The sequence below is a fragment of the Streptomyces sp. NPDC002838 genome (assembly GCF_040295365.1).
Classification (GTDB): domain Bacteria; phylum Actinomycetota; class Actinomycetes; order Streptomycetales; family Streptomycetaceae; genus Streptomyces.
This window is the reverse complement of the sequence record NZ_JBEOVF010000069.1, coordinates 1-24,770: the sequence shown is the minus strand read 5'-3', so window position 1 is coordinate 24,770 and position 24,770 is coordinate 1. Positions and strand designations below refer to the sequence as shown.

General features: G+C 71.8%; 22 protein-coding genes. 11 read left to right on the top strand and 11 right to left on the bottom strand.

Annotation, left to right across the window (positions count from 1 at the left end):
• Nucleotides 1-86: 86 nt before the first annotated feature.
• Nucleotides 87-638 carry an FHA domain-containing protein gene (locus ABT063_RS45660; RefSeq protein ID WP_351067044.1) on the bottom strand — a complete coding sequence of 184 codons (552 nt, stop codon included), beginning with the start codon at nucleotides 636-638 and terminating at the stop codon, nucleotides 87-89.
• 173 nt (nucleotides 639-811) lie between these two features.
• Here ABT063_RS45660 and treZ point away from each other — a divergent pair, with 173 nt between their 5' ends.
• Complete coding sequence (gene treZ, locus ABT063_RS45655) at nucleotides 812-2,557, top strand: malto-oligosyltrehalose trehalohydrolase (protein WP_351067043.1); 1,746 nt, start codon at nucleotides 812-814, stop codon at nucleotides 2,555-2,557.
• Nucleotides 2,558-2,582: 25 nt separating this feature from the next.
• Here treZ and ABT063_RS45650 read toward each other — a convergent pair whose 3' ends face one another.
• From ABT063_RS45650 to ABT063_RS45630, 4 genes are all read right to left on the bottom strand, one after another.
• Nucleotides 2,583-3,545 (bottom strand): aminoglycoside phosphotransferase family protein, encoded by a 963-nt coding sequence (locus ABT063_RS45650; protein WP_351067041.1) that lies wholly within the window; start codon nucleotides 3,543-3,545, stop codon nucleotides 2,583-2,585.
• A 48-nt stretch (nucleotides 3,546-3,593) separates the two neighbouring features.
• Nucleotides 3,594-4,721, bottom strand: a complete 1,128-nt coding sequence (locus ABT063_RS45645) for an aminopeptidase P family protein (protein WP_351067040.1) — start codon at nucleotides 4,719-4,721, stop codon at nucleotides 3,594-3,596.
• 608 nt (nucleotides 4,722-5,329) lie between these two features.
• Nucleotides 5,330-5,911 carry a PDZ domain-containing protein gene (locus ABT063_RS45635; protein ID WP_351067039.1) on the bottom strand — a complete coding sequence of 194 codons (582 nt, stop codon included), beginning with the start codon at nucleotides 5,909-5,911 and terminating at the stop codon, nucleotides 5,330-5,332.
• A gap of 142 nt (nucleotides 5,912-6,053) precedes the next feature.
• On the bottom strand, nucleotides 6,054-6,920 hold the full coding sequence (locus ABT063_RS45630) for a LysR family transcriptional regulator (protein ID WP_351067038.1): 867 nt from the start codon (nucleotides 6,918-6,920) through the stop codon (nucleotides 6,054-6,056).
• Nucleotides 6,921-7,007: 87 nt separating this feature from the next.
• Between ABT063_RS45630 and ABT063_RS45625 the strand changes: the two genes are divergently transcribed.
• On the top strand, nucleotides 7,008-7,742 hold the full coding sequence (locus tag ABT063_RS45625) for a CTP synthase C-terminal region-related (seleno)protein (RefSeq protein ID WP_351067036.1): 735 nt from the start codon (nucleotides 7,008-7,010) through the stop codon (nucleotides 7,740-7,742).
• A gap of 19 nt (nucleotides 7,743-7,761) precedes the next feature.
• Here ABT063_RS45625 and cyc2 read toward each other — a convergent pair whose 3' ends face one another.
• Nucleotides 7,762-9,918 (bottom strand): germacradienol/geosmin synthase Cyc2, encoded by a 2,157-nt coding sequence (cyc2, locus tag ABT063_RS45620; protein WP_351067034.1) that lies wholly within the window; start codon nucleotides 9,916-9,918, stop codon nucleotides 7,762-7,764.
• Between the two features lie 168 nt (nucleotides 9,919-10,086).
• Here cyc2 and ABT063_RS45615 point away from each other — a divergent pair, with 168 nt between their 5' ends.
• Nucleotides 10,087-11,337, top strand: a complete 1,251-nt coding sequence (locus ABT063_RS45615) for an endonuclease/exonuclease/phosphatase family protein (protein WP_351067033.1) — start codon at nucleotides 10,087-10,089, stop codon at nucleotides 11,335-11,337.
• 37 nt (nucleotides 11,338-11,374) lie between these two features.
• Here the strand turns inward: ABT063_RS45615 and ABT063_RS45610 are convergent, their stop codons facing one another.
• From ABT063_RS45610 to ABT063_RS45600, 3 genes are all read right to left on the bottom strand, one after another.
• Nucleotides 11,375-12,553: a damage-control phosphatase ARMT1 family protein gene (locus tag ABT063_RS45610; RefSeq protein ID WP_351067032.1), complete on the bottom strand. Its 1,179-nt coding sequence runs from the start codon at nucleotides 12,551-12,553 to the stop codon at nucleotides 11,375-11,377.
• Nucleotides 12,554-12,558: 5 nt separating this feature from the next.
• Nucleotides 12,559-13,215 carry a ScbR family autoregulator-binding transcription factor gene (locus ABT063_RS45605; RefSeq protein WP_351067030.1) on the bottom strand — a complete coding sequence of 219 codons (657 nt, stop codon included), beginning with the start codon at nucleotides 13,213-13,215 and terminating at the stop codon, nucleotides 12,559-12,561.
• Nucleotides 13,216-13,286: 71 nt separating this feature from the next.
• Nucleotides 13,287-14,192, bottom strand: a complete 906-nt coding sequence (locus ABT063_RS45600) for a ScbA/BarX family gamma-butyrolactone biosynthesis protein (protein WP_351067028.1) — start codon at nucleotides 14,190-14,192, stop codon at nucleotides 13,287-13,289.
• Between the two features lie 181 nt (nucleotides 14,193-14,373).
• Between ABT063_RS45600 and ABT063_RS45595 the strand changes: the two genes are divergently transcribed.
• Both ABT063_RS45595 and ABT063_RS45590 read left to right on the top strand, forming a co-directional pair.
• Nucleotides 14,374-15,015, top strand: a complete 642-nt coding sequence (locus ABT063_RS45595) for a ScbR family autoregulator-binding transcription factor (RefSeq protein WP_351067027.1) — start codon at nucleotides 14,374-14,376, stop codon at nucleotides 15,013-15,015.
• The gene (locus tag ABT063_RS45590; protein WP_351067025.1) at nucleotides 15,012-15,863 is read left to right on the top strand and encodes an NAD(P)H-binding protein; all 852 of its coding nucleotides are present in this window, start codon (nucleotides 15,012-15,014) and stop codon (nucleotides 15,861-15,863) included. The genes ABT063_RS45595 and ABT063_RS45590 overlap by 4 nt, the downstream gene beginning before the upstream one ends.
• A gap of 62 nt (nucleotides 15,864-15,925) precedes the next feature.
• On the opposite strand, the gene ABT063_RS45585 is transcribed toward ABT063_RS45590, so the two are convergent.
• A complete protein-coding gene (locus ABT063_RS45585) occupies nucleotides 15,926-17,734 on the bottom strand; it encodes a S8 family peptidase (RefSeq protein ID WP_351067023.1) in 1,809 nt (602 codons plus the stop codon).
• A 377-nt stretch (nucleotides 17,735-18,111) separates the two neighbouring features.
• On the opposite strand from ABT063_RS45585, the gene ABT063_RS45580 reads away from it, so the two are divergent.
• Nucleotides 18,112-19,059, top strand: a complete 948-nt coding sequence (locus tag ABT063_RS45580) for a lytic polysaccharide monooxygenase (RefSeq protein WP_351067022.1) — start codon at nucleotides 18,112-18,114, stop codon at nucleotides 19,057-19,059.
• A gap of 18 nt (nucleotides 19,060-19,077) precedes the next feature.
• On the opposite strand, the gene ABT063_RS45575 is transcribed toward ABT063_RS45580, so the two are convergent.
• On the bottom strand, nucleotides 19,078-19,731 hold the full coding sequence (locus ABT063_RS45575; protein WP_351067020.1) for a Tat pathway signal sequence domain protein: 654 nt from the start codon (nucleotides 19,729-19,731) through the stop codon (nucleotides 19,078-19,080).
• Between the two features lie 618 nt (nucleotides 19,732-20,349).
• Between ABT063_RS45575 and ABT063_RS45570 the strand changes: the two genes are divergently transcribed.
• From ABT063_RS45570 to ABT063_RS45550, 5 genes are all read left to right on the top strand, one after another.
• Nucleotides 20,350-21,030 (top strand): DUF6230 family protein, encoded by a 681-nt coding sequence (locus ABT063_RS45570; protein ID WP_351067019.1) that lies wholly within the window; start codon nucleotides 20,350-20,352, stop codon nucleotides 21,028-21,030.
• The gene (locus ABT063_RS45565) at nucleotides 21,030-21,494 is read left to right on the top strand and encodes a DUF6114 domain-containing protein (protein ID WP_351067017.1); all 465 of its coding nucleotides are present in this window, start codon (nucleotides 21,030-21,032) and stop codon (nucleotides 21,492-21,494) included. The genes ABT063_RS45570 and ABT063_RS45565 overlap by 1 nt, the downstream gene beginning before the upstream one ends.
• A 145-nt stretch (nucleotides 21,495-21,639) precedes the next feature.
• Nucleotides 21,640-22,437, top strand: a complete 798-nt coding sequence (locus ABT063_RS45560; protein ID WP_351067015.1) for an SAM-dependent methyltransferase — start codon at nucleotides 21,640-21,642, stop codon at nucleotides 22,435-22,437.
• Nucleotides 22,438-22,712: 275 nt separating this feature from the next.
• Entirely contained in the window at nucleotides 22,713-23,726 is a 1,014-nt protein-coding gene (locus tag ABT063_RS45555; RefSeq protein ID WP_351067013.1) for a sugar ABC transporter substrate-binding protein, read from the top strand.
• An 85-nt stretch (nucleotides 23,727-23,811) separates the two neighbouring features.
• The coding region (locus tag ABT063_RS45550; protein WP_351067012.1) for a nitrate- and nitrite sensing domain-containing protein at nucleotides 23,812-24,770 on the top strand (959 nt) is incomplete at its 3' end.

Here is a 24,770-nt window from a genome sequence, read left to right as displayed (position 1 = left end):
CTTGACGGGTTCGTCAACACCACAAAGGGCAAAGGGGACTTGGCCTGTACCAGCAGGTGAAGCCCGGGTCAGAGCCAAGCATCGGCTCAGTTGGCCGAGAGCCGGAACGCCATCCGGCCGAACCCGACCTGGTCGCCCTCGCGGACGACCGCCGCGCCGATGACCCGCCGCCCGTTCACCGTCGTGCCGTTGGTCGAACCGAGGTCCCGCAGCACCCACATGCCGCCCTGGCGGCTGAGCTCGGCGTGCACCCGGGACACCGTCTCGTGGGTCAGCCGGAGCCCGTTGGCGGGGTCGCGGCCTATGCGCAGGGAGTGGCCGCCGGCGGGATGTGGCAGGAGCAGCTTGGGGAGCCGCTCGGCCTGCCAGGCCCTGCGCAGCCGTACGGTGAAGCCGGAGACGGCCTCGACGGTGCCGAACACCAGGCGCGAGACGCGGCTCTCCTTGGGCAGGTCGGCGGTGAGCGCGGCGAGCTCGTCCGGGCGGCGGGCGGTGAGCGCCAGCTCCATGCGCCGGACGAACGTGTCGTGCGACAGGCGGCCCATGGCGACGCCGTCACGAAGCACCTTCAGCGCCTTGTCGCGCTCCGCGTCGGACAGCCGCGCGGGGTACGTGTTGAACTCGAAGGACGACGTCACGCTCGTGATTGTCTGGCAGTGAACGCCGGGTGTCCAGAAGACGCGGAAACGGCCGCCACGCGCGCGTACCGGACGACACCTGCCGCAATGGGACGGATGCAGAAGCGCATTGATCGCGTTTGAAGCACCATGGACGGGCTACATCACGATGAGCAGACGAAGGGGAACCGTCCGTGCAGTTCGAGGTGTGGGCACCGCAGGCCGATCGCGTCACGCTCCAGTGCGACGGCGCCACGCGCGCGATGGAGCGCGATCCGGGACGCGCGGGATGGTGGTGGGCAGAGGCCGAGGCGCGGGACGGCACGCGGTACGGCTTCGCGCTGGACGACGGGCCCGTGCTGCCGGACCCGTGCTCGCGCCGGCAGCCGGACGGCCCGGACGGGCTCAGCGCGGTCGTCGAGCACGACCGGTACGCGTGGCGCACCGAGTGGGCGGGACGTCCGCTGCCGGGTGCGGTGCTGTACGAGCTCCATGTGGGCACGTACACGCCTGAGGGCACTCTGGACGCGGCCGCCGGGCGGCTCGGGCACCTCGTCGAACTGGGTGTCACGCACGTCCAGTTGATGCCGCTGTGCCCCTTCCCCGGGCGGCACGGCTGGGGGTACGAGGGGGTCTCGCTGTGGGCCGTGCACGAGCCGTACGGCGGCCCCGAGGCGCTGAAACGCTTCGTCGACCGGGCCCATGAGCTCGGCCTGGGCGTGGTCCTGGACGTGGTGCACAACCATCTGGGTCCCTCCGGCAACTACCTCCCTCAGTTCGGCCCGTACTTCACGGACACGCACCACACCCCCTGGGGTTCGGCCGTGAACCTGGACGCGCCCGGTTCGGACGAGGTGCGCGCGTTCCTGTTGGGCAGCGCGCTGGCGTGGCTGCGGGACTACCGGATCGACGGGCTGCGGCTGGACGCGGTGCACGCGCTGGCGGACACGCGCGCGTGCACCTTCCTGGAGGAGCTGTCGACGGCCGTGGACGCCCTGGCCGCCGATCTGGGCCGGCCGCTGTTCCTGATCGCCGAGTCGGACCTGAACGACCCGCGTCTGGTCACCCCGCGCCCGGAGGGCGGCCTCGGTCTGCACGCGCAGTGGAACGACGACTTCCACCATGCCCTGCACACCGCGCTGACCGGCGAATCGAAGGGCTACTACGCGGATTTCGCGCGTGCCCCCTTCGCGGCGCTCGCCAAGACGCTCACGGGCGGCTACTTCCACGACGGCACGTACTCGAGCTTCCGGGGCCGGCACCACGGGCGCCCCCTGGACCGCGCGCGCGTGGCGGCGCACCGGCTCCTCGGCTACAGCCAGACCCACGACCAGGTGGGCAACCGCGCCCAGGGGGACCGTCTGTCGGCCCTGGTCTGTGAGGGGCTGCTGGCCTGCGCGGCCACGCTGACCCTGACGGCCCCCTTCACGCCGATGCTGTTCATGGGCGAGGAGTGGGCGGCGGGCACGCCGTGGCAGTTCTTCACCGACCACACCGATCCCGAGCTCGCGGAGGCCGTACGGCGGGGCAGGCGCCGCGAGTTCGCCGCGCACGGCTGGGCCGAGGAGGACGTCCCCGACCCACAGGACCCGGCGACCCGCGACCGCTCCTGCCTGGACTGGACCGAGCCCGAAGGCGAGCCCCACGCGCGCGTGCTGGCCTGGTACCGCCGGCTCATCGCCCTGCGGCACGAACAGGCGGACCTCACCGATCCCGACCTCGCCGACACCAAGGTGGCCTACGACGAGGGGGAACGCTGGCTGGCCTTCCGGCGCGGGGACGTCCGGGTCGCCGTGAACCTGGCCAAGGAACCGGCGGCCATCCCGCTGGGCACCCGCCCCGCGCGCGTGCTCGCCGCGTGGGAGCCCGTCGAGGCCCCGGGCGCGGGCGGGGTGCTGCATGTGCCCGGGGAGTCGTGCGTGGTGCTGCTGCAGGAGTGAGAAGCCGGCTCTGCCGGGCCACCCCTCACAGGGCGTCGTCGGTGGCGTCCGGGTCTTCGTCCCGCAGCTCTGTCACCCGCTCCAGCAGGATCGCCTCCCAGGCGCGTCGCAGTCGGGTCCTGAGGAGGGGCAGCAGGGTGGTGTCGCGGCCGTTCAGGCGGGCGGCGAGGTGGATGACGGCGTCGCAGCGGGCGAGCCAGAGGCCGCGCAGGCAGGGGCGGGCGGCGTAGCCGGCGAGGGTGGCGGCGCGGACGGCGGCCGGGGATCCGACGGCGAGGGCGAGGCCGGCGATGTCCTCGGCGGGGTCGCCGATGACCGCCTCGCTCCAGTCCAGCACGCCGCGTACCCGGCCGTCGGCGCTGACCACGAGGTGTTCGCCCGTGAGGCCGTGGTGGACGAGGACCGCCGTGGCGGGCTGGGCGGCGAGCTGGACCGCGGCCGGCATCGGAAACTGGTGGAAGCGGCCCGGGTCGAACTCGTCGGCCGCGGCGAGGCGTTCGGCGGCGCGTACGGCCTCCCGGCGCAGCCGCTCCAGGGAGCGCGGCGCGGCCCGCGGCACCCCGAGCACTTCGGCCTGCCGGATGGGCACCTCGCGCAGCCCCGCGAGCAGGCCGGCCAGGTCGGCCTCGCCGACGGCGGACACGTCGTGCTCCTCCCCCGAGCCGCCGGGCACCTTGGTGTCCAGCGTGTACATCAGCCCGGGCGCCCACTCGCCGTGCGCCACGCTGGTGGGCACGGCGACCGGCAGGTGCGGGCGTACGAGGTCGCGCAGGCGCAGCTCGCGGCGCCGGCGGACGGAGGTCTCACGGTCGGGGGCGAGGCGCAGCACATGGCGCGTGCCGACCCACCACGTGGAGTGCTCGCCGCCCTCGGCGACGGGCCGGACCTCGGGTCCGGTGCTGCCGTTCGCACCGGCCGCGCCCTCCTTGAGCAGGGAACGGACCAGTCGGCGGACGGTGTCCGCGGTGGGTGTCGGTGCCTGGGTCATGATCGCGCCGTTGTCGTTCGAGATCGTGTGGAGGGCTCCTGGTGTGCGTCAGTCCACTATGACCATGTCGCGGCTCGTGTCGTTGAGGCGGCGGCCACCGTCTTCGGTGACCGTGACGATGTCCTCGATGCGTACCCCGAAACGGCCGGGCAGATAGACGCCGGGCTCCACGGAGAAGCACATGCCGGGCACGAGGGGCTGCTGTTCGCCCTCGATCATGTACGGCGGCTCGTGGGTGGTGACGCCGATGCCGTGACCGGTGCGGTGGATGAAGTACTCGCCGTACCCGGCGTCGGCGATGACCGCGCGGGCGGCCCGGTCGACCTCCTGGCAGGCGACGCCGGGCCGCACCGCCCGGAAGCCCGCCTCCTGGGCCTCGCGTACGAGGTCGTGCACCCGGCGCTCCTCGTCGGTGGGCTCGCCGACGTGGACCGTACGGGAGGTGTCGGAGCCGTAGCCGTCCTTGAGGCCGCCGAAGTCCAGGACCACCATGTCGCCGCGCTCGATCACGCGGTCACCCGCCTCGTGGTGCGGATTGGCGCCGTTGGGGCCGGAGGCGACGATCGTGAAGTCGACCTGGGAGTGTCCGTGGCGGCGCAGCGATCGCGCCAGGTCCGCGGCGACCTCGGACTCCCTGCGGCCGGCGAAGGGAACCTTCCGGATCTCCTCGAACGTCGCGTCCGCGGCCGCTCCCGCGGCCGCCAACAGCTCCAGCTCCGCCGCGTCCTTGACGGCCCGGAGCATCGGCAGGGCCTCGGTGAGGGAGGCGTAGGAGGCGCCGGGCAGGGCCTTCTGCAGTGCCAGCAGGTGCATGGCCCAGGCGTTGTCGCTGATGCCGAAGCGGCCGCCGCCGTCGAGGAGGGCGGCCGTGGCGGCGTAGGGGTCCTTGCCGTCGGTCCAGTCGCGCAGGGTCAGCGCGGGCGCGCCGGGCGCCTGCGCGGCGTCCGGGGCCTCGAGGGTAGGGACGACGAGGACGGGGTCCTGTCCGGGGGCGAGGACGAGCAGGGTGAGCCGTTCGGTGGTCGCGGTGGGCGCGTAGCCGGTCAGCCACACCAGGTCCGGCCCCGGTGCCACCAGGAGCCCGGCGAGCCCCGCGGCGGCGGCCGCCCGCGCGGCGCGCTCCATACGGGCCCGGTAGTCGTCGGCGGTGAAGGGCGCGCGCGTGCTGCCGGTCATCCGGGCCTCCCTGGGAGGGTGAAGGGACTACGGGCAGCATCCTGCCCGGACGGCGGGACCCGCGCGAGCCGGTTGTCACGTCTTTCGGGATACGAGGGGCAAGTCTTGTGCAGTGGATGCGCGACCCGGTCGCGGCGGCCGCCGGGGCGGGTGGACGCGCTACTGGTGACCGGGACATCGAGGACCACGACACGGGGGCAGAGTACGAGGAGGCGGTCCGCGTCCTCGGGCGGCGCGACGGCAACGCGCCGTTCCCGGTGCTCGATCCTCGCCTTTCACCACCCGCCGGTGGCACTGGACCCTCCTCCCTCACTGACCAAAGGGCGTGGGAGGTTCCCCCAGTCCGACTCCTACCGGCTGAGTCGGCCGGACCGTCCGGCCGACCTGCTGGAGCGGCCGCCGGAGATCGCCGGGCTGATCACCGGGCACGCGCACCGGCCCGGCGCCACGGCCTTCGCCGGACGGCCACCGGTCGTCGGGCCGTGGGTGCCCCGGACGCCGGGGCGGCCCCGGGAGGGACGGGCAGGCGGCGGACCGCGAGGCGCCGGTCGGGCCGGCCATCCCCGTGCCGGCCGACCAAGGGCGGCTCACCAGCCGCTTCCGGACGGTCATGTGACCACGGCCGGAACGACCGTCAACTGCTGATAGCCGCCGCTCTTGTGCCGTACCGTCAGCACGACCTCGGTGCCGGGCCGGGCACCGGCGACGGCTCGTGCGAGGTCGGTGGCCGAGTCGATCCGGGTCCGGCCGAACGCGAGGAGCACATCGCCCCGGACGAGTCCCGCCGAGTAGCCCGGACCCGGGACGTGGACCCCCACGACGAGCGCGCCCACCTTCTCGGCGTCCACGACCTCCAGGCCGAGCGTCGCGCCGACGGGCGCCGGAGACGGGGTCGCGGAAGGGCCGGGGCGCGCCGAGGCGGACGCGCTCCCTTGCGGACCCGGCGCTCCCTGCCCCGCCTGCCGCTGGAGTTCGGCGAGCCCGCTCATGCCGATCACCGTGGCGCCGACCGTGCCGAGGCCGACCCCGGACAGGACGAGGAGCGTCCCGACGAGCAGGGCGAGCAGCGCGGTCCTCAGCCGTCGGCCGCGCCGGCGCCCGGCGTGCGGGCGCCGGGCGGGGCCGCACTTGGTGCCGCCGCCGTGTGCCTGACCGGGCATGGGCTTGGGACGCAACGCTGTCTGTTCCATGGATCGCCTCCGGCAGGTGCTCTACCCGGAGCGCCGACGCACAACGAGCCACGAACGAGTGAGACTGACCCGCGGTCAAGGGCGGGAAGACATACCGACCGCCCTGGAGAAGAGCCACGGGGCCGCCCCGGAGAACCGGCCGTCACACGCGCTCGACCAGCACGTCCACCAGTGCCGCCGCGGCACCCCGGGGCGTGCCGCCGTACACCAGTTCCACCCGGTGCACGACCCGCGGCTCGGTCACCGGGACGGCCACCGCGCCCGGCACTCCGGTGGCCGCCGACCGGGGCAGCAGGGTCAGGCCGTGGCCCGCGGCGGCCAGGGCGGTCAGTGCGCGCACGTCGGTGCCCTCGTAGCGCAGGGCCGGGCGGAAGCCGTGGCCGCCGTGTGCGGCACGCAGCCCCTCCAGCGGCAGGCCCGCGTCGGGCGCGTCCAGCCAGCGCGCGTCGGCGAGGTCGCCGAGGCGGAGCCCGGCGCGCCGGGCCAGGGGGTGAGTGGCGGGCAGGAGGACGCACACGGGTTCCTCGGCCACGCCGTGCGTGGTCAGCGGGGCGACGTCCGGCAGCCGCAGCGGGTCGCTGGGGGCGGCCAGGCCGTCGACCAGGCCGAGGTCCGCCGTGCCGGTGGCGACGGCCGCCGCGACCTCGTCGCGGGCCAGTACCCGCACCGTCGCGCCCGCGGCGGGGAGCGCGGTCAGGGCACGCGGAGCGAGCGCGGTCGGTGCGGCGGCGAGCGTCAGCCCGTGCTCGGGCACGGCAGCCATCCGTACGACGTCCGCGCGGGCCGCGTCCAGGCGCAGCAGCAGCGGACCCGCGTGTTCCAGCAGCCGCTCGCCGGCCACCGTGGGCGCGACGGGGCGGCGAGTGAGCAGCGGGGCGCCCAGGTCCTGTTCGAGCGCCGCGATGTGCTGGGACACCGCCGACTGGGTGTACCCCAGCTCGCGCGCGGCCTCGGAGAACGAGGCGAGGCGGGCGACGGTGACGTAGGTGCGCAGGAGGTGCGGGTCCATGGACAGCAGGATCGCATCAGCTCTGCTTATCAAGGGTGCAGAAATCATCGTTGGACGCGATCCGTCGGCCACGCTGAAGATGAGGCCATGACGAACACCGCAGCCCGGTCCGCCCGGCTCGCCCTGGTCGGCGACCGCTCCCCCAATGTCGTGTCGCACACCCGCATCCCACTGCTTCTCGACGCCGTCGCCGCGCGCGACCGGATCATCCTCGACGCCTATTGGATCCCCTCCGAGGAGGCGGGGGACGAGGACGCCGTGCGCGGGTTCGACGCGGTGTGGATGGTGCCGGGAAGTCCGTACCGCAGCGAGGCCGGCGTGCTCGCCGCGATCCGCACCGCGCGCGTGGCGGGCATCCCCTTCCTGGGCACGTGCGGCGGGTTCCAGCACGCGCTCCTGGAGTACGCCCGTGACGTCTGCGGCCTCACGCGCGCGGCGCACGCCGAGAACGACCCCGACGCCGACGATCCGCTCATCGAGCCGCTGGCCTGTTCGCTGGTGGGCCACGAGGCCGTGGTGCACATCGAGGCGGGCACCCTCGCCCAGTCCGTGACCGGCTCGGAGCGGACGGTCGAGCGTTACTTCTGCGCGTACGGCCCTTCCCGCCACCTCGACACGCTGCGCGCGCACGGCCTGCGCTTCTCCGGGCACGACGAGGACGGGCACGTCCGGATCGCCGAACTCCCCGGCCATCCCTTCTTCCTGGCCTCGCTGTTCCAGCCGGAACTGTCCGGCGACGGCTCGCGCCCGCACCCGATCGTCCGGGCACTGGCGCGAGCCGCGGTGGAGCACGCGGCGCGGTCGCGGGGCCTGTCGGTGTGACGCGCCGGGCCGGCGGAGGTCAGCCGACCGGCAGCGCCGGAGGCCGGTCCGGGAGGAAGCCGTGGGCGCGGCGGGCGAGGTAGTCGGCCTTGTAGCGGTCGACCGTGCGGTGCCAGTTCAGGATGCCCGCCATCCAGTTCTGGAGGTCGACCACGTAGTTGCCCATGATCTCGCGCGCCTCGTCACTCAGCCCGAAGTCCTCGTACACGACGGGCAGTTCGTGTGCGGCGACATGTTCGAACTGCTGCATCCGCTGGTTCATCAGGTCGGCCACGACGCCGAGCGCGGTCGGGTAGTCGATGCCGAAGAAGTTCTGCACGACGAGGATCGCGTTGTGGATCTCGCCCTCGTACTCGATCTCCTTCTGGTACGAGAAGACGTCGTTGAGCAGGCAGGCGTAGTCCACGGCGGCGTTCTCCAGCGAGCGGACGGGTCCGCTGCGGTACACCTCCGGGGGGACGGCGGGGCCGTGGCCCATGCGGCACAGGCTCAGAGTGAGGTCGGCACCGAAGGTCCGGCGCCGCATCTCCAGGTAGTCGACCGGGTCGGGGACGCGGTTCTGGAGCTGGTTGGACAGCTCCCACACCCAGCTCTCGGTCATCACGTTCACCGCGTTCTTCAGGGTGCGCCGCGCCTCGGGGGTCATCTCCGCCGTCGTACGCGCCCACAGGTCGATCAGTGCGCGCTCCATGCCGTTGACCGGGACGGGGACCTCCTCGCCGGCGACGGGCATGCAGTCCGACAGCCGCCGCGTGGTCACGCGCGCGGCGGCGAGGTCGCGGCGGTGGCCGAAGACGAGCGGGTAGTAGTCGTCGCCGTACGTCCCCCAGGCGAGCCACTGCGCGCTGAGGTCCAGGGCCTCGGGGGTCGCGTCCGGGTCGAGGCCCGCCGAGCAGAGCGGGAGGTCGTACGCGGCGAGCTTGTCCTCGTCCCAGACGCCCTCCTGGAGGATGCCCATGCGGTGCGCCCAGGCGGTGAGGCGGGGGCGGGTCCCGGCCAGGTGCGGGCTGAGTTCGAGCTCGAACGGCATGTGGAAGTCGGGCAGCAGGGACGGGCCGACCTTCTGGTACGGCACGTGCGTGTAGGCGCGCAGGCGCTCGGCGCCGGCCGCCGCGAGCAGCGCCCCGACGTCGGAGGCGGAGGTGCCCCGTGCGGCCAGGCCCTGCCACGGCTTGGTCGACTCGGCCCGCGCGTTCATGTACCGGCTGGAGCGCATGTGCCATTCGTGGCCGCCGGACTGCCAGTCCTGCAGCCCTTGCGTGTACTTGGCGACCGCGGCGACCTCGTCCGGGGTGAGGCCGTTCTCCAGGGCGACCGCGGGCACCTCGGTGAACGCGGTGTGCTCGAACTGGTGCAGGCGCGAGGTGAGGACGTCGTTGACGGTGTCGGCGGCCTCCTGGGTGGTGCAGCCGAAGAAGGTCTCCAGAACGAGCACGCCGTTGCTGAGCTCGCCCTCGTCCTCGACCTCCCGCTGGTAGGAGAACAGGTCGTTGCGCAGGTGGACGGCGTCGGAGAAGGTCTCCATCAGCACTCTCAGCGGCCTCGACCCGGCGACGGCCGCGGGCACTTCGGCCGTCGCGTACTCCACCAGGCCGGCCGACCAGGGCGCGCCGCCCACCTTGCGGCGCATCTCGATGTACTCGACGGGGTTGGCGATCCGCCCCTCGTTGATGTTGGACAGCTCCCACAGGGACTCGTTGAGCAGGTGCTCGGTGGCGACGGCGAAGCGGCGGCGCCAGTCGGCGGACATCGACGGCACGGTGCGCGTCCACAGGTCGGCGAGACCCGCCTCGACCGGGTTCTCCGGCTCGGGCATCGGGGTCGACAGGTCCATCGGCATGAACAGCGGCAGCCTGTCCAGGTAGGCCTTGCCGCCGGCGCGGTCCTGGGTGCGCTTGAAGGTCTCCAGGAAGTGGTCGTCGAAGAAGAAGACCCACACGTACCAGTCGGTGATGAGTGACAGGGCGGGGCCGTCGCAGTCGGGGTGGGTGTAGGCGCAGAGCAGGCCGTAGTCGTGGGCGTCGAGGTCGGACTGCTCCCAGATCCCGGACCCCTCCAGCATGCCCATGTCGCGCGCCCACGCGGTCGAGTGGGCGCGGGCCTCGTCGACATGTGGGTTCAGCCGCGCGGGATACGGCATGTAGAAGTGCGGGAGTTCGAAGGGCTGCTGCGTCATGGCCGGGCCCTACCCACGGCCCTCGGGCGGCATCCGCACGCCGGGACATGGTCACACCATCGCGTGAATCGTGGGTGAATCCGGGAGTTCTGGCCGGGCCTTGTGGCGTTCACCTCTACGCGCGCAGACTTCAACCGTTCATGTGTCCCCTCCCTCCCCGGAGCCCCGATGGACCATCAGGACCACCACCTCGGAACCCTCCCCCGTCGCACCGCACTTGCCGCCCTGGCCGGTGCGGCGCTGGCCGGCGCCACCGCGCTCCCCGCGTCGGCGACCGGCCGGCCCAGTCGCACGGTCCGGTTCGCCACCTTCAACGCGTCCCTGAACCGCTCCACCCAGGGCGCGCTGATCACCGACCTGTCCACCCCGGACAACGCCCAGGCGCGCAATGTCGCCGAGACCATCCAACGCGTCGATCCGGACGTCCTGTTGGTCAACGAGTTCGACTACGACGACCGCGGCACCGCGGCGGGCCTGTTCCTGCGCGACTACCTGGCGGTCGGGCAGAACGGCGCGAAGCCGATCCGTTTCCCGTACCACTTCACCGGCCCGGTGAACACGGGCGTGGCGTCCGGTGTGGACCTCGACGGGAAGAACGGAGCGGTGACGACGCCCGGTTCGGACGCGTACGGCCAGGACGCCTTCGGGTACGGCTGGTTCCCCGGCCAGTACGGCATGCTCGTGCTCTCCAAGTTCCCGATCGACACCCGCGCGGTGCGCACCTTCCAGCACTTCCTGTGGAAGGACATGCCGGACCACGTGATGCCCGAGGGCTACTACGGCGACGCGGCCCGGTCGGTCCTGCGGCTGTCCTCCAAGAGCCACTGGGACGTGCCGGTGCGCGTCGGCCACGAGACCGTGCACTTCCTGGTGTCGCACCCGACGCCGCCCACCTTCGACGGCCCCGAGGACCGCAACGGCCGGCGCAACCACGACGAGATCCGCCTGTGGGCCGACTACATCGGCGGCCGTCGGCGCGGCGCCTACCTGTACGACGACAAGGGGCGGCGCGGCGGGCTGCGGCCGGGGGCGCGGTTCGTGATCGCGGGCGACCTGAACGCCGATCCGTACGACGGCGACAGCTACGACCACGCCGTACGGCTGCTGCTGGACCACCCGGCGGTGCGGCTGCCGGCCACACCTCCGGCGAGCGCGGGCGGCGTGGAGGCGGCGCGGCTCCAGGGCGGCGCCAACGCCTCGCACCAGGGCAACCCGGCGTACGACACGTCCGACTTCGGCGACTCCGCTCCCGGCAACCTGCGCGTCGACCACGTCATCCCGTCCAAGGGGCTGGTACCGGGCGCCAATGGCGTCTTCTGGCCGACGTCGGACGACCCGCTGTACCGGCTGGTCGGAAACGGCACGACGGTGCCGACCTCGGACCACCGGCTGGTGTGGCAGGACATACACCTCAGGTGAAGGAAGCGGCGACGACTCGTCGTCGCCGATCATCTCCTCAGGACCTGACCTGGATCAGCGCATGGGTCCCGCCGGTCCGCCAGCGCTGCTCCTCGGCGGCGACCAGCGCGGTCTCCGTCGCGGCGTCCAGGCCGGTGATCACGTCGGACTTCAGGGTGCGCAGTGCGGCGACCGGGCCGGGGAAATGGTCGGTGACGGCGGCGAACGGCGTGGTCGGGGGCCACATGCGGTCGCCCACGAGACGGCGGTAGTTGAGGTCGCCCTTCACGACCGTCAGTGTGGCCGCGGCGAGCTCCGCGCGGAGGTCGTCGGGCATCTCGGCGTACGGCAGCGGGGCGCAGGAGAAGGGGTGGGCGCGGACGGTGAGGCGGCCGTCGGCCGTCGCGGACCACAGCTGCCGTCCGTATGCGGCGGCCTGCCCCGGCGCTTCGACCAGTCGGCGCAGGGCGTCGACCACGTCGGTGGTCGTGGCGTCGGAGACGTAGTACGGGTACGGCTTGACGTGCAGGACGGCCCGCTCGATGTGCCCGTGGGCGAGGAGGTGGGCGATGAGGAGCAGGTCGGGGATCAGCTCGCGGCCCGCGTTGTCGGCGATCAGGCAGAGCGTGCCCGTGTTCGCGAGGAGCGGCCAGAGGGTGGCGCTGTCGTCGGCGACCAGGCTCGGGGCGGCGGCCCGGCCCTCGGCGCCGGCGTCGGAGAGGCGGAAGCCGAGGTCGGCGCGGTTGCCCCACAGTGAGCCGTGCAGCAGGGCCTCGGCCTGTTCGTCGGCGGGCCGGTCGGCCAGGGCGTCGAGCGCGGCCAGTTCCTCGTCCGTCTCGGGGGAGTCGAGCTCGGCGAGCTTGAAGGGGCGGAAGGGATCGATGCCCTGCCAGGGACCGGGGCCGAAGTAGCCGACGGCGTCGAGGAGTCGGCGGTAGAAGTGGCTCTCGGACCACAGCCAGGGCACGTCGAACCAGGACCGGCCCGTGTACGCGTCGATGCCCCAGGCCTTCCAGCGGTCCTGGTCGTGCGCCTCGGCGGGCAGGGGTTCGATCACGCCCTTGGTGCAGCTCGCGAGCAGCACGTCGAGGGCGCGGTGCTGCGAAGGGCCGTAGGGGAAGGCCTCACGCACCTGCCCGACGATGGCCGGATGCCGCTCGGCGAGCACGCCGTGGGGGAAGGAGCCGGGTTCGTTGCCGAGGATCACGGGTGCGGGTGCGGGCGGCGTGTCGGGCATGAATCTCACCGTACGTCACAGCGCCTGATCTCCCCCTCCAGATGGCTCACCAGCGTCAGATAGCGGGCCCGCCGGGGTACCGGCACCAGGCCCCGGATCATCAAGTGCCAGATCTCGGCGAGCCTGCGCGGCTGGCGTGCCACGGGTTCGAGGGAGCGCCCCACGACACGCGTGCCCACGAAGGAGCTGACGAGGGAGTGGGCGGCGGCATCGATGTCGGTGTCCGAGTGGAGGTCGGACTCCTTGACCGCGCCGAGGAACTTGCGGGAGGCCAGGTCCAGCCACTCGGTGAAGGGGTGCCGCAGCGGCGGACGCACCTCCACTCCCCCGGTGGCCAGCCGCAGGCCCGCCCGCGGAATCGGGTCCTCGACGGACAGACGCGCTATCCCGAAGGTGATGCGCATCAGGGCCTCCAGCGAGGAGTACCCCCGGGCGTCCATCTCGCTGGCCATCTGGCGCGAGACACGGGACTGCAGCTCCAGGATCGCGTGGGCCAGGTCCTCCTTGGCCGCGAAGTGGAAGTACAGGGCGCCCTTGGTGACTTGGGCGTGCTCGACGATGTCACTCAGGCTGGTCGATTCGTAGCCGCGCCGGTCGAACAGGTCGGCGGCGGCCGTGATGATCGTCGCGCGGGTCTGTTCGGCGCGTAACTGCCTCGGCATCGACGGGACACTCCTGGGACGGGAAAGCAACGGGTCATGCCGTTTGTTTCCAACTCCCTATACACGATAGCTCACCACCGGGCGGTGCCGACGGCGCACTCGAAGACCGCCGACTCTCCCTGTCTTCCGACGACTTGTACGTCGGTGCCGTTCTCGCTCGCCACCTCGATCCACGTGGGCATATCCAGTTCGGCGTACCGGTGGAAGGTGATGTGGAACGCCACGGCCGACCGGGTGCCGGAGGTGTGGGCCCGTACGGCCTGGCGGACGGCCTCGAGGAGCAGCATGCCCGGGACATGGTCCAGCGGATGGTCGAAGAAAACGGGATGCGCGGTATCTACTCGCAGTTGCCACCGGTCGGGGCGGTCGGTCGGGGCGAGGACGACGTCCGCGGGCAGCGCGCGGCCCACCACGGCGGCCGGCAGCGCGGGGGGCAGCGGCAGGGGGGACACGGTGGCGGGGGTACGGCCGCCACGCAGTCGGCGGTAGACGGGCTCGCCGGTGCAGGTGAACACGACGTTCGACGCCGTGGCCACGCGTTCCCCGCCGCGCAGCACGTCCGCCGTGTAGCGGGCGCCCACCGGGCGGCGGCCCCGGTACTGGACGTCGACGAAGGCGACCTCGACGGCCAACTCGGCCGGGACCGCTCCCACGGCCAAGTGCTGGGGAGAGGTGGTGACTTCGAACTCCTTGAGCACGAAGTGATGGTCCAGCGGGACGTCGTACTCGGTGTGCGCGATCAGCGTTCCGCTCTGCCGCACGGTCTCCACCACGAGCAGGGGGTCGTAGGCGGACCGGTCCGCCGACACGTGTAATCCATGGGCGCGCGGCCACTGGGCCGACACGGAGAACCGGTCGGCCGCGGTCCGGTTCCAGCCGGTGAGGAAGGTCTCCGCGACCGCCGCGCGGTGGACGAGTTGGCGGGGAACGGTCGCCGTCATGGACGGCGTTTCGGCAAGCTGCCGCGGTTGAGGCATGTCTCTCCCTACGGTTCCCCCGAAGGCCAGTGGCAGACGGTGAAATGCCCACTCGGGTGAGCGTTAGAGTACGAGGCGACCGGTTTGTTTTCAATGAGATCAGTCGGTAGCACCATATGATCGAGCCCACGCGGCACACGATTTGCGGGAACCGGCCAACTCGGCGCAGCGGAGGGCTCTTATGGCACAACAGGAGCGCGCCATCAGGACGCGCAGCGCGATCCTGGAAGCGGCGGGCGCGGTCTTCGACGAGAACGGCTATACGTCCACGACGATCGCCATGGTCCTCGAGCGGGCCGAAGTCACCAAGGGCGCCCTGTATTTCCACTTCCCTTCCAAGGAGTCGCTCGCCCAGGCGGTGCTGGACGAGCAGGTGCCGTTCGGGGCCGTGCCGCCGCAGCCCTGCAAGTTGCAGGAGATCATCGACATGACCTTCGTGGTGGGGCAGCGGCTGCTGAGCGATCCCCTGCTGCGGGGCAGCGTGCGGCTGACGGTGGACCAGGCGACGCCCCCCGGGGTCGATCACACCGGACCGTTCCGGCAGTGGGCGGAGCGGCTGACGCTGCTCATGGAACAGGCGGGCGCCCAGGGTGAGTTGCTGCCCACGGTGAAGCCACGGGACACGGTGGAACTACTGGTGGGGGGCTTCGCGGGCATCCAGCTGATGTCGCGGGCGCTGACCGACCGGGCGGACCTCGGGTACCGGATCTCCGTCCTGTGGTCCCACATTCTGCCCAGCATCGCGGTGCCGGGGCTGTTGCTCGGCCTGGACAGCAAAGCAGACCGCGGCGTCCGTATCCTCGCCTCGGTCCCCGTCCCGTGATCCTGGTGACGGGGGCCACCGGTACCGTCGGGCGGCTGGTGGCCGAGCGTCTGTCCGGCACCGGGCCGCTCCGCCTGCTGACCCGCGACCCGCGCCGGGCCCCTCTCGCGGGCCCCGGAACCGAGGCCGTGGGCGGGGACTTCGACGACCTCGGCAGCCTGCGCGAGGCGCTGACCGGCGTACGGTCCGCGCTGCTCGTCACCACGAACCCGCTGGCGCCCGGCCAGGACGAGAACTTCCTGACGGCCGCCCGTACGGCGGGGGTACGTCATGTCGTGAAACTGTCGGCCCAGGCCGTGGCCGATCCCGGGGCCGTCGACCTGATCACCCGGTGGCAGCGCGACAACGAGGAACTGCTGCGCGCGTCGGGCCTGCCGTGGACGTTCCTGCGGCCGCGTGCCTTCATGTCCAACACCCTGAGCTGGGCCCGCTCCGTCCGGGACGAGGGCGTGGTCCGGGCGCTCCACGGCACCTCACGGAACTCGACCGTCGATCCGCGGGACATCGCCGACGTGGCGGTGCGGGTCCTGGCGGATCCGGGGGCACACGTGGGGCGAGGGTATGCGCTCACCGGGCCCGCCGCCCTGAGCGCCGTACACCAGACGGAGATCCTCGGGGAGTTGCTGGAACGTCCCCTGAAACTCGTCGAGCTGAGTCAGGACCAGGCACTGTCCGGGCTGCTGGCCCGCTATCCGGAGCCGCTGGCCCGTGCCCTCGTGGAGAGCGCCGTACGCGGGCGGGACGGGGCGAAGGCACACGTGGATCCGACGGTCGGCGAGGTGCTGGGCCGGCCGGCGCGGACCTACCGGGACTGGGCCGTCGACCACCTCTCGGTGTTCCGCGCATGACGTACGGCGGGCCGGCCGGTGCCCCATCCGCACCGGCCGGCCCGCCCGTCTCAGCTGTCGGCTCAGAAGGTGAGCTTCCAGCCGTTGATCCGGCCCGTGTCCTGGGCGGCGGTGTCCTGGACGCGCAGCTTCCAGGTGCCGTTGGCCGTCTCGGAGGAGGCGTTCACGGTGTACGTGGTGCTGACGTTGTCCGCGGAGTCCGAGCTGCTCGCGGCCTTCAGGCGGTACGCCGTACCGTCCGGAGCGACCAGGTCGATGACCAGGTCACCGCGGTAGGTGTGGGTGATGTCGACACCGACCTGGAGGGCCGAGGGGGCGCTGCCGCTGCGGCCGCTGACGGCGATGGAGGACTCCACGGCCGAGCCGTTGTCCGGGATGGACACGGCGGTGGTGCTGGAGAAGGTGGTGCCGCCGGTCGAACCGCCGGAGCCGCTCACGGCCGCCACGGTCTTGGCCGCGTCCGCCAGACCCGCGCCACAGCCGCCGGAGCAGGCGCCCGGCAGGGCACGGGCGTTGTTCTTGATGGCGGTCTCGATCTGCGCCGGGGTCAGCGAGGAGTTCGCCGACTTCATCAGCGCGACCAGGCCCGCGATGTGCGGGGTGGCCATGCTGGTGCCCTGGTAGTAGGCGTACGACTCCGAAGTCGGCGTCTTCGTGCCGGAGTTCAGCGTGGACAGGATGCCGTTGGCGGTGCCGGTGCTGGTCTGGCCGCCGGGGGCCGCGATGTCGATCAGAGAGCCGAAGTTGGAGTACGAGGCCTTGGCGCCGGAGCGGTTGGTCGCGGCGACCGAGATGACGTTGTTGCAGTTGCCCGGGCTGTGGTTGGCGACGTTGTCGCTCTCGTTGCCCGCGGCCACGACGACCGTCGTACCCCGGTTCACGGCCGCGTTGATCGCGCTCTGGGTCGCCGAGGAGCAGGCGCCGTCGCCGCCCAGGCTCATGTTGATGACCTTGGCGACGTTGGAGTTGGCGGGCACACCGGAGACGGTGCCGCCGGACGCCCAGGTGATGGCGTCGATGATGTCGGAGTCGTAGCCGCCGCACTTGCCGAGCACGCGCACCGGGGAGATCTTCGCACCGTAGGCGATGCCCGCGACACCCTTGCTGTTGTTCGTGGCGGCGGCGATGGTGCCGGCCACGTGGGTGCCGTGCCAGGAGGAGGTGCTGGCCGGGATGCCCGGGCCGCACTCGTTGGCGTTGTACCAGTCGCCGGGGTCGGCCGGGTTGCTGTCGCGGCCGTTGCCGTCGACGGAGACCGCGGTGTCGGCGATGAAGTCGTAGCCGCCGACGATGTTCGCGGCGAGGTCGGAGTGGGCGACGTAGCCGGTGTCGATGACGGCGACGGTGACGCCGGTGCCGGTCGTGGTGTTCCAGGCGCCGGGCACGTTCATGCCGGCCGTGGACTCGAACAGGTCCCACTGCTTGGCGTACTCGGTGTCGTTCGGGTCGGCCTTCCGCGTGTTCAGGCGGTCCGGCACGACGTAGGCGACCTGCGGGTCGGCCTTGAACTCGGCGACGACGTCGGCGACATCGGCATTGGTGAGGTCCTCGCCCAGGTCGACCAGGGCGGCACCGGTGCCGAGGCGGCGCTGGAAGTCGAGGTCCTCGCCGGAGTCCTTGCCCTTGTCCGTCGCGTCCGCCTCGGCGGCCGCGTTCGACTTGGCCTCGGCGGCGCCGGACTTGTAGCCGACGATGAGGCGCTCGGCCGGGGTGCCGGGGGCGGCCTCGGTGAGCGCGGCCGGGACGGCGGCCGTCTCCTGGGGCGCGGTTTCCTGGGCGACGGCGACGGAGGCCGTGCCGGTGGTCAGCAGGGCGGCGGAGACGGCGGCGACGGATATCAGCTTCCGTCTGAGCGAAGGGGAGGTACGCAAGGGCTTGCCTTTCGTGGCCGAGCTCCGGGCAGCGCGGAGCGGCGGTCGATTCGCTTCGTCGGTGAAGCGGCGGGGGGGGTGAAACCGAAGGCGCGCATGGCGATGGTGCGAAGAGGGCGCACGGTGGCCGGCCTGGTGCGCGGTGCGACCCGTTCGGGGTTACCTGTGGGTCAGCTGTGGTCGAACGATAGGCAAAGAGCAGGTCATCCGGATACAGGGGAAACCCTCGATCCGGCCGGGAACCCACCCTTGATGTCAGGGAGTTGACCGGGATTGATCCGCTTTGCAGGCATCGGGGTTCCGGTGAACGCACCGGGCCGGTGTCCCGTACTGGATGGGTACTGACCGTTCCCGTTCCGGCCGAGGAGACGTTCCGGATGCCCCGGATGACCGCACACCGCATCGCCGCCCTGGCTCTCGCCGCGAGCCCTCTGCTGCTGGGCGTGTGGGCGGCGGCGCCCGCCCAGGCGCACGGTGCTCCGACGGATCCCGTCAGCCGGGTGTTCGCCTGCTCGCCCGACGGGGGTGCGACCGGGTCCGCGGCCTGCCGGGCGGCCGTCGCCGCCAACGGGGCGCCCTTCACGGCCTGGGACAACCTGCGGATCGCGAACGTGAACGGCCGGGACCGGCAGACTGTCCCCGACGGCAAGCTGTGCAGCTCAGGCCTGCCCGCCTACCGGGGCCTCGACCTCGCCCGCTCCGACTGGCCGTCGACCCGGCTGACCCCGGGCGCGACACTGACCATGCGGTACGTCTCGACGATCCCGCACACCGGCACGTTCCGTCTCTTCCTCACCAAGCCCGGCTACGACCCGGCGAAGCCGTTGACATGGGCCGACCTGCCGGAGCGGCCGTTCGCGGAGGTGAAGGACCCGGCGCTGACGGACGGGGCGTACCGGATCAGGGCGACGCTGCCGTCGGACCGGACGGGGCGGCATGTGCTGTACACGGTCTGGCAGAACAGCAGCACGCCGGACACGTACTACTCGTGTTCGGACGTGGTGTTCCCGGAGCCGGAGGGCGCCGGCGACAAGACCTCCGCTCCGGCCACGGCGGACAGCGACGCCGGCGCGGGCAGCGGCAAGGAACCCGCGAGCCGCAGCCCGTCGCCGACGGCGGAGCGCAGCCGTCCGCAGGCCACGCCGTCGCCGGTGGCACGGGCGTCCACGGCCGAGCCCCGCCAGGACGCCGCTGACAGCACCCCGGTCGCCGCTGCCTCCGACGGCGGCTCCAGTGCGTCCGCGCCCATGGTCGCGGGCGGCGCCGCCGCGGTGCTGGTGCTCACCGGGGGCGCCGCCCTGGCGCTGCGGTTGCGTCGGCGGTGAACGCCGGGCGCGCGAGCGTCAGTTGACGTAGACCAGCGCGTCGCCGTCGGTCACCGGGGCGTACTTCGCGGTGAAGTAGCCGTTGGCGAAGCACAGCGAGGAGCCGGACGTCCGGGTGAACTGCTGGTTGGTGAAGGTGATGCTGTTGTCGTCGTTGCTCGCGGTACCGACCAGGCTGGGCGTCTGGTAGACGCAGTTGATGCTGCCGAGCAGGGTGCGCAGCACGACCGTGGTCTGGATGGCGGAGCCGCTCGCGGCGGTCACCGTGACGGTGCCGTCGGAGGCCACCGAGGTGGTGTACGGCAGGTTGTTGACCGTGATGCTGGTGACGCCGAGCACGCCGACGACGTTGGCGGAGCAGCTGCTGCTGTCGAAGGTGTGCGCGTCGAGCGACTCGGTGGCCGTGCCGGGCGCCGCGGGATTGTCGGTGACGGTGGCGGTGAACTGCGAGGTCTTGCAGGAGATGCCGCTGGTGCCGGTGGCGCTGGAGTAGAGCGTGGCGGCGGTGCCGTCGGCCAGCGGCGCGGTGAGGACGTCGCCGACCGCTACGGCCGTACCGCCGGCGCTGCCGGTGGTGAGGACGGCGTTGTCGGCCGCCGACGCGGGGGTGACGGCGGGGAGGGTGAGGGCGGCGACGGCTCCGGCGACGGCAAGGAGGGATCTCGTACGCATGCGGGTGCCTCTTTCCTGAGGGGGGTTTGTGAGGGGTTTCCAAGGGGCGCTTCGGTGTCCGCCGCCGCCGGCCCGTGACGCCTTCTCCGTACGTGACGGACCGGCAACGGCAGCGGGCCGGTGACCGGCCGGAGACCCATGGGGGAGGGACTCCGGCCGGGCCGGGCGGGAGGGGCTGCCCGGCAAGGTCACAGGGGGGAGAGCGACCGTGCGGGGTGCCTTGAGGGTTCGGTTGCGGGCGGTGAAGTGCCCGCACTGGACAGAACGTCCGGGAAGGCGGCTGGATCCGGCGCCACGGATCTGGGGAAGCCAGGGAGAGTTGTAGACCTGAGGGTCGGTCAACGTCAAGGTGTTGTAGGGGAGTTGTATGCGGACTGGGGTGGTGTCGGCACCCGGGAAGTCACCTGACGCACAGGCGGCACACAATCAACACTCTTTTCCCACAACTTGCTTGACCACTAATGTAACCACCGGTAACTTCCTCGACGGCTACTGATGCGTAACGAGAAAGCCCTTGCATCCGCCGGGAGTTGCGAGGAGGCGTGCGCCGCAGTTCGCTGTCCGCGCCAGGACAACGTGGCCCAACCGCATTTTGACCATGCCCACTGGGAGCAGCACATGGCCTCGTCCGCCGGCAACACCCCCGAGAACCCGGAAAGCGGTTCCGTAACCCAAGTACCCGACATCTCCGACGGCCCGGAAAGACGCGGGCGGGTCCGGGCGCGCCGTGCCGCGATCATGGCGGTGCCGGCCACCGCGATCGCCGCGGGGCTCCTGGTCCTGACCGCCGAAGGGGCGCTGGGCGTGCAGTTCGCCATCTCCGGCATGCCGTTCACGGTCACCGCGACCGAGCTGAAGGGCACCGGATTCGAGCAGTTCGGCGGCCTCGACCACATGGCCGCGGACAGCCCCAACGAGGGCGACACCGGCGGTCAGGTGCTGGTCGTCACCTCCGTGATCAAGGACGCGACGCTCACCAAGCTGTGCCAGAGCGTGGATCTGGGCGGCATCAACCTGCGCATCACCGCGGGCGCCGGGAAGGACAAGGTCGAGGCGAGCGACCTGACCACCGACTCGACCGAGTTGTCGGGCAACGCCGCCTTCACGAACATCGAGATCGGCAACGACGCCAGCGAGCTGAACAAGGCCGGCCCGAAGGGCCGGGGCCCCATCGGCGTCTTCAGCCAGCAGTCCGACACCGTGTACATCGGCGATCTGCGGCAGACCAACTACGCGACCACGGCAGGGGTGTTCAAGCTGCCGGGCCTGAAGCTCGGCTTCAGCGACAAGGCCTGCTGATGTCGGACGGGCCACGTCAGGGCATGCGGTCCGCCTTCCGGCGCTGGCGGGCCGCCCGGCCGTTCTGGGGCGGGCTGCTGCTAGCCCTGGGCGGCGCGGAGATCCTGCTCACCCTGAAGGCGTCGATGAAGGTCGTCGTGCACGTCGGCATGCAGGGCCTGGCCGGCTACCTCGTGCCGACCGTGATGCTGCTGCTCGGGCTGCTGATCCTCTTCAACCCCGCCCAGCGGCTGTTCTACTCGATCGTCGGCATCCTGCTGTCCCTGGGCTCCTGGGTCACCTCGAACCTGGGCGGCTTCTTCGTCGGTCTCGTGCTCGGGGCCGTGGGCAGTTGCCTGGCCTTCGGGTGGCTGCCCGACCAGGATCCGCGGGTGAGCCGGCGGCAGCGGCGGAAGGAGGCGAGGGCGGTTCAGCGGCAGGCCCTCGCCCAGCCCTTCGAGCGACAGGCCGGGGAACCCGCCTGAATCGCGGCCGGGCCGCTCGTTGCTCTCATCGGGCGGCCCTTGACGTACCCGGGCGCGCCCCCGCCACCGGCCCCCGGGGCAAGGAATCCGCACCGTCCTCAACTGCACGTGATTAGACGTGAGTTGAGCATGGGAAGGGAGGTGCATGGAACAAGACATCGACACCGGGAGCGCGCACTCGGCGCGGATCTACGACTACATCATCGGCGGCAAGGACCACTACCCGGCGGACCGGGAGGCCGGCGACGCCATGTGCCGCGAGTGGCCCGCGCTGCCCGTCCACATGCGGGCCAACCGCGACTTCATGAACCGCGCGGTGCGGCATCTCGCCGAGGGCGCGGGGATACGCCAGTTCCTCGACATCGGTACCGGCATCCCCACCTCCCCCAACATCCACGAGATCGCCCAGTCGGCGTCGCCGGGGGCCCGGGTCGTGTACGTCGACAACGACCCGCTCGTCCTCAGGCTCTCCCAGGGTCTGCTGAACAGCACACCCGAGGGGCGGACGGCGTACATCGAGGCGGACATGCGCGACCCGGCGAGCATCCTTGACGCTCCCGAACTGCGGGCGACGCTCGATCTGGCGCAGCCGGTCGCCCTCACCGTCATCGCGATCGTGCACTTCATGATGGACGAGGACGACGCCGTCGGCATCGTCCGCCGTCTCCTCGACCCGCTCCCCCCGGGGAGTTACCTCGCGATGTCCATCGGCACCGCCGAGTTCGCGCCGGAGGAGGTCGGCCGGGTCGCCCACGAGTACGCGGCCCGGGGCATGCCGATGCGGTTGCGCACGCTCGGGGAGGCCGAGGAGTTCTTCGCGGGGCTCGATCTCGTCGAGCCGGGCATCGTCCAGGTGCACAAGTGGCATCCGGACGGCACGGGCACCGAGGTGGTCCGGGACACGGACATCGCGATGTACGGGGCGGTGGCGCGCAAGCCCTGACCGCCCGGCGCGATACGGCATCCGACACGGCCCGGCGGAATACGTCGTCCGCCGCGGCCGCCGCCGTACGCGTCCGGAAAAGTACTTCCCAGCGGAAAGATCATCACGATGCGGCAGCAAGACCCGGCTACCAGGGGCAGATCACTTGACTACCGGCGGTCACACACGGTTGGCTCCGAGCCAGTGGAAGTCACCCGGTCGGCGCAGCACAGCACATGTTCCGGCCGCGCTTTCGCGTTCCTCTTGCTCGGCCGCACAGCGAGGTGCCGCACTTCATGAACACTTCCCTCCCACCTCAGGCCTCCTCCATATCCGTCCGCGTCGCGGCTCTCGCCGTCGCCGCCTGTCTGCTTCTCGCCGGCTGCACCGGTTCCGGCGACGCACGGCTCGACTCAGCCGCGGACACGGCGGGCAAGGCCGACACCGGCCGGATCAAGGTCGCCCTGATCACCCACGGCGGTGAGGGGGACGCCTTCTGGGACCTGGTGCAGAAGGGCGCCCGGACGGCGGCCGCCAAGGACGACATCGAGCTGACATACGGGAACGACTCCGACCCGACCAAGCAGGCGGCACTGGTCCGCGACGCGATCAGCGACAAGGTCGACGGCATCGCGGTGACCCTGGCCAAGCCGGCGGCCATGAAAGGCCCGGTCGCCGAGGCCAGAGCGGCGGGCATACCCGTGGTCGGGCTCAACTCCGGTATCGACGCCTGGCGCTCCCAGGGCCTGCTGGAGTACTTCGGCCAGGACGAGAGCCTCGCGGGCCGCGCCGTCGGGGACAGGCTGGACGGCCTCAAGGCCAAGCACACCCTGTGCGTCATCCACGAGCGGGGCAACGTCGGCCTGGAGGCGCGCTGCGCCGGCGTGAAGAAGACGTTCGACGGCCAGACCGACCTGCTCTATGTGGAGGGCACCGACCCCAACGCGGTGCACGCCGCCGTCACGGCCAGGCTCCGGCAGGACCCCTCCATCGACGAAGTCGTCACGCTGGGCGCGCAGTTCGCGCTCGACGCCGTCGAGTCGGTGCGGGAGGCGGGCAGCAGGGCCCGGGTCGCCACCTTCGACCTCAACAAGGACATGGTCAGCGCCGTGCGGAGCGGAAAGGTGCAGTTCGCGGTGGACCAGCAGCCGTATCTGCAGGGTTACCTCGCCGTCGACTCGCTCTGGCTGTACAAGACCAACGGCAACATCAGCGGCGGCGGTGTGGCTCCCGTACTCACCGGTCCGGCGTTCGTCACCCGGTCGAACGTCGCCTCGGTCGAGCGGTTCGCCGCCGCCGGAACCCGCTGACCGGGGCTCCGGCGGGCCCCGCCGCCGGACGTCCGGCCACCTCTTCGAAGAACCTCCCCGCTCCCCCGCTCGCCCAAGGACGACCATGTCTCCACGGACACGCGCCCGGCGTCGCCGCCTAGGCTCCATACGTCTCTCCCTCATCCTGCTGGCACTGGTCCCGAGCGTCACCCTCGCCGCCATGTGGGGTGTGACGACGGCGCAGATGTTCTCGGAGGGCCTGCGGCTCAAGTCGCAGACGGAGCTGAGCAAGTCGACCGGCGCCATGGGCACCGACGCCACGCTCGCGTTGCAGCAGGAACGCGGGCTGTCGGCGGCCTGGCTGGCCTCGGTGCCCGGCTCCCGGGCCGCCCTGGACCGGGCGCGCGAGGAGACGGACCAGGCGGTCGCGAAACTGGCGAGCCGTTCCGATGCGATCCAGAAGGCTCCCGACCGGATCGCGGACCGGCTGTACTCGGTCGTCGGGTCGGTCAGCAGCCTGGAGTACTACCGGGGCCAGGTGGACAACCCCACCGACATCACCGCCGAGCAGGCGCTGGACCAGTACACCTCGATCATCGACGACCAGATCCACGCCTTCCAGGAGCTCTCCCAGGTCGACGACGGCGACCTCACCTCACAGGCCGGTCCGCTCGTCGCGCTGGAGCACGCGGCGGAGCTGGTCGCCCAGGAGGACACGCACCTCACCCTGGCGTGGCCGTCCGGGCGCCTCGACGAGAAGGCCTGGACAGAGTTCGCCGAGATGGTGAGCACGCGACGCTGGGTCGTCGAGGACCAGGTCATGCCCTCGCTGCGCGGCAGCGTGAAGACGCAGACCGAGCGGATCCTGCAGGGTAAGGACTGGCAGACCCTGCAGAGCATCGAGGACCAGGTGATTGCGGCCCGTTCGGCCGGCAACGCAGGACGGGTCACCCTGCCCGACGCCCGCAAGCAGTGGACCGCCGCGCTGGACAAGGTCTCCGCCCAGTACTCGGCCCTGATCCGGCAGCAGACGTCGGCGCTGCTCGCACGCAGCGCCCACGGGGCCGCCGGGCGGAGGCTGAA

Coding starts and splice junctions, on each gene's coding strand:
- ABT063_RS45650 (WP_351067041.1), bottom strand. CDS start 3,545: ATGACCCAGGCACCGACACCCACCGCGGACACCGTCCGCCGACTGGTC.
- ABT063_RS45645 (WP_351067040.1), bottom strand. CDS start 4,721: ATGACCGGCAGCACGCGCGCGCCCTTCACCGCCGACGACTACCGGGCC.
- ABT063_RS45635 (WP_351067039.1), bottom strand. CDS start 5,911: ATGGAACAGACAGCGTTGCGTCCCAAGCCCATGCCCGGTCAGGCACAC.
- ABT063_RS45630 (WP_351067038.1), bottom strand. CDS start 6,920: ATGGACCCGCACCTCCTGCGCACCTACGTCACCGTCGCCCGCCTCGCC.
- ABT063_RS45625 (WP_351067036.1), top strand. CDS start 7,008: ATGACGAACACCGCAGCCCGGTCCGCCCGGCTCGCCCTGGTCGGCGAC.
- cyc2 (WP_351067034.1), bottom strand. CDS start 9,918: ATGACGCAGCAGCCCTTCGAACTCCCGCACTTCTACATGCCGTATCCC.
- ABT063_RS45615 (WP_351067033.1), top strand. CDS start 10,087: ATGGACCATCAGGACCACCACCTCGGAACCCTCCCCCGTCGCACCGCA.
- ABT063_RS45610 (WP_351067032.1), bottom strand. CDS start 12,553: ATGCCCGACACGCCGCCCGCACCCGCACCCGTGATCCTCGGCAACGAA.
- ABT063_RS45605 (WP_351067030.1), bottom strand. CDS start 13,215: ATGCCGAGGCAGTTACGCGCCGAACAGACCCGCGCGACGATCATCACG.
- ABT063_RS45600 (WP_351067028.1), bottom strand. CDS start 14,192: ATGCCTCAACCGCGGCAGCTTGCCGAAACGCCGTCCATGACGGCGACC.
- ABT063_RS45595 (WP_351067027.1), top strand. CDS start 14,374: ATGGCACAACAGGAGCGCGCCATCAGGACGCGCAGCGCGATCCTGGAA.
- ABT063_RS45580 (WP_351067022.1), top strand. CDS start 18,112: ATGCCCCGGATGACCGCACACCGCATCGCCGCCCTGGCTCTCGCCGCG.
- ABT063_RS45575 (WP_351067020.1), bottom strand. CDS start 19,731: ATGCGTACGAGATCCCTCCTTGCCGTCGCCGGAGCCGTCGCCGCCCTC.
- ABT063_RS45570 (WP_351067019.1), top strand. CDS start 20,350: ATGGCCTCGTCCGCCGGCAACACCCCCGAGAACCCGGAAAGCGGTTCC.
- ABT063_RS45565 (WP_351067017.1), top strand. CDS start 21,030: ATGTCGGACGGGCCACGTCAGGGCATGCGGTCCGCCTTCCGGCGCTGG.
- ABT063_RS45560 (WP_351067015.1), top strand. CDS start 21,640: ATGGAACAAGACATCGACACCGGGAGCGCGCACTCGGCGCGGATCTAC.
- ABT063_RS45555 (WP_351067013.1), top strand. CDS start 22,713: ATGAACACTTCCCTCCCACCTCAGGCCTCCTCCATATCCGTCCGCGTC.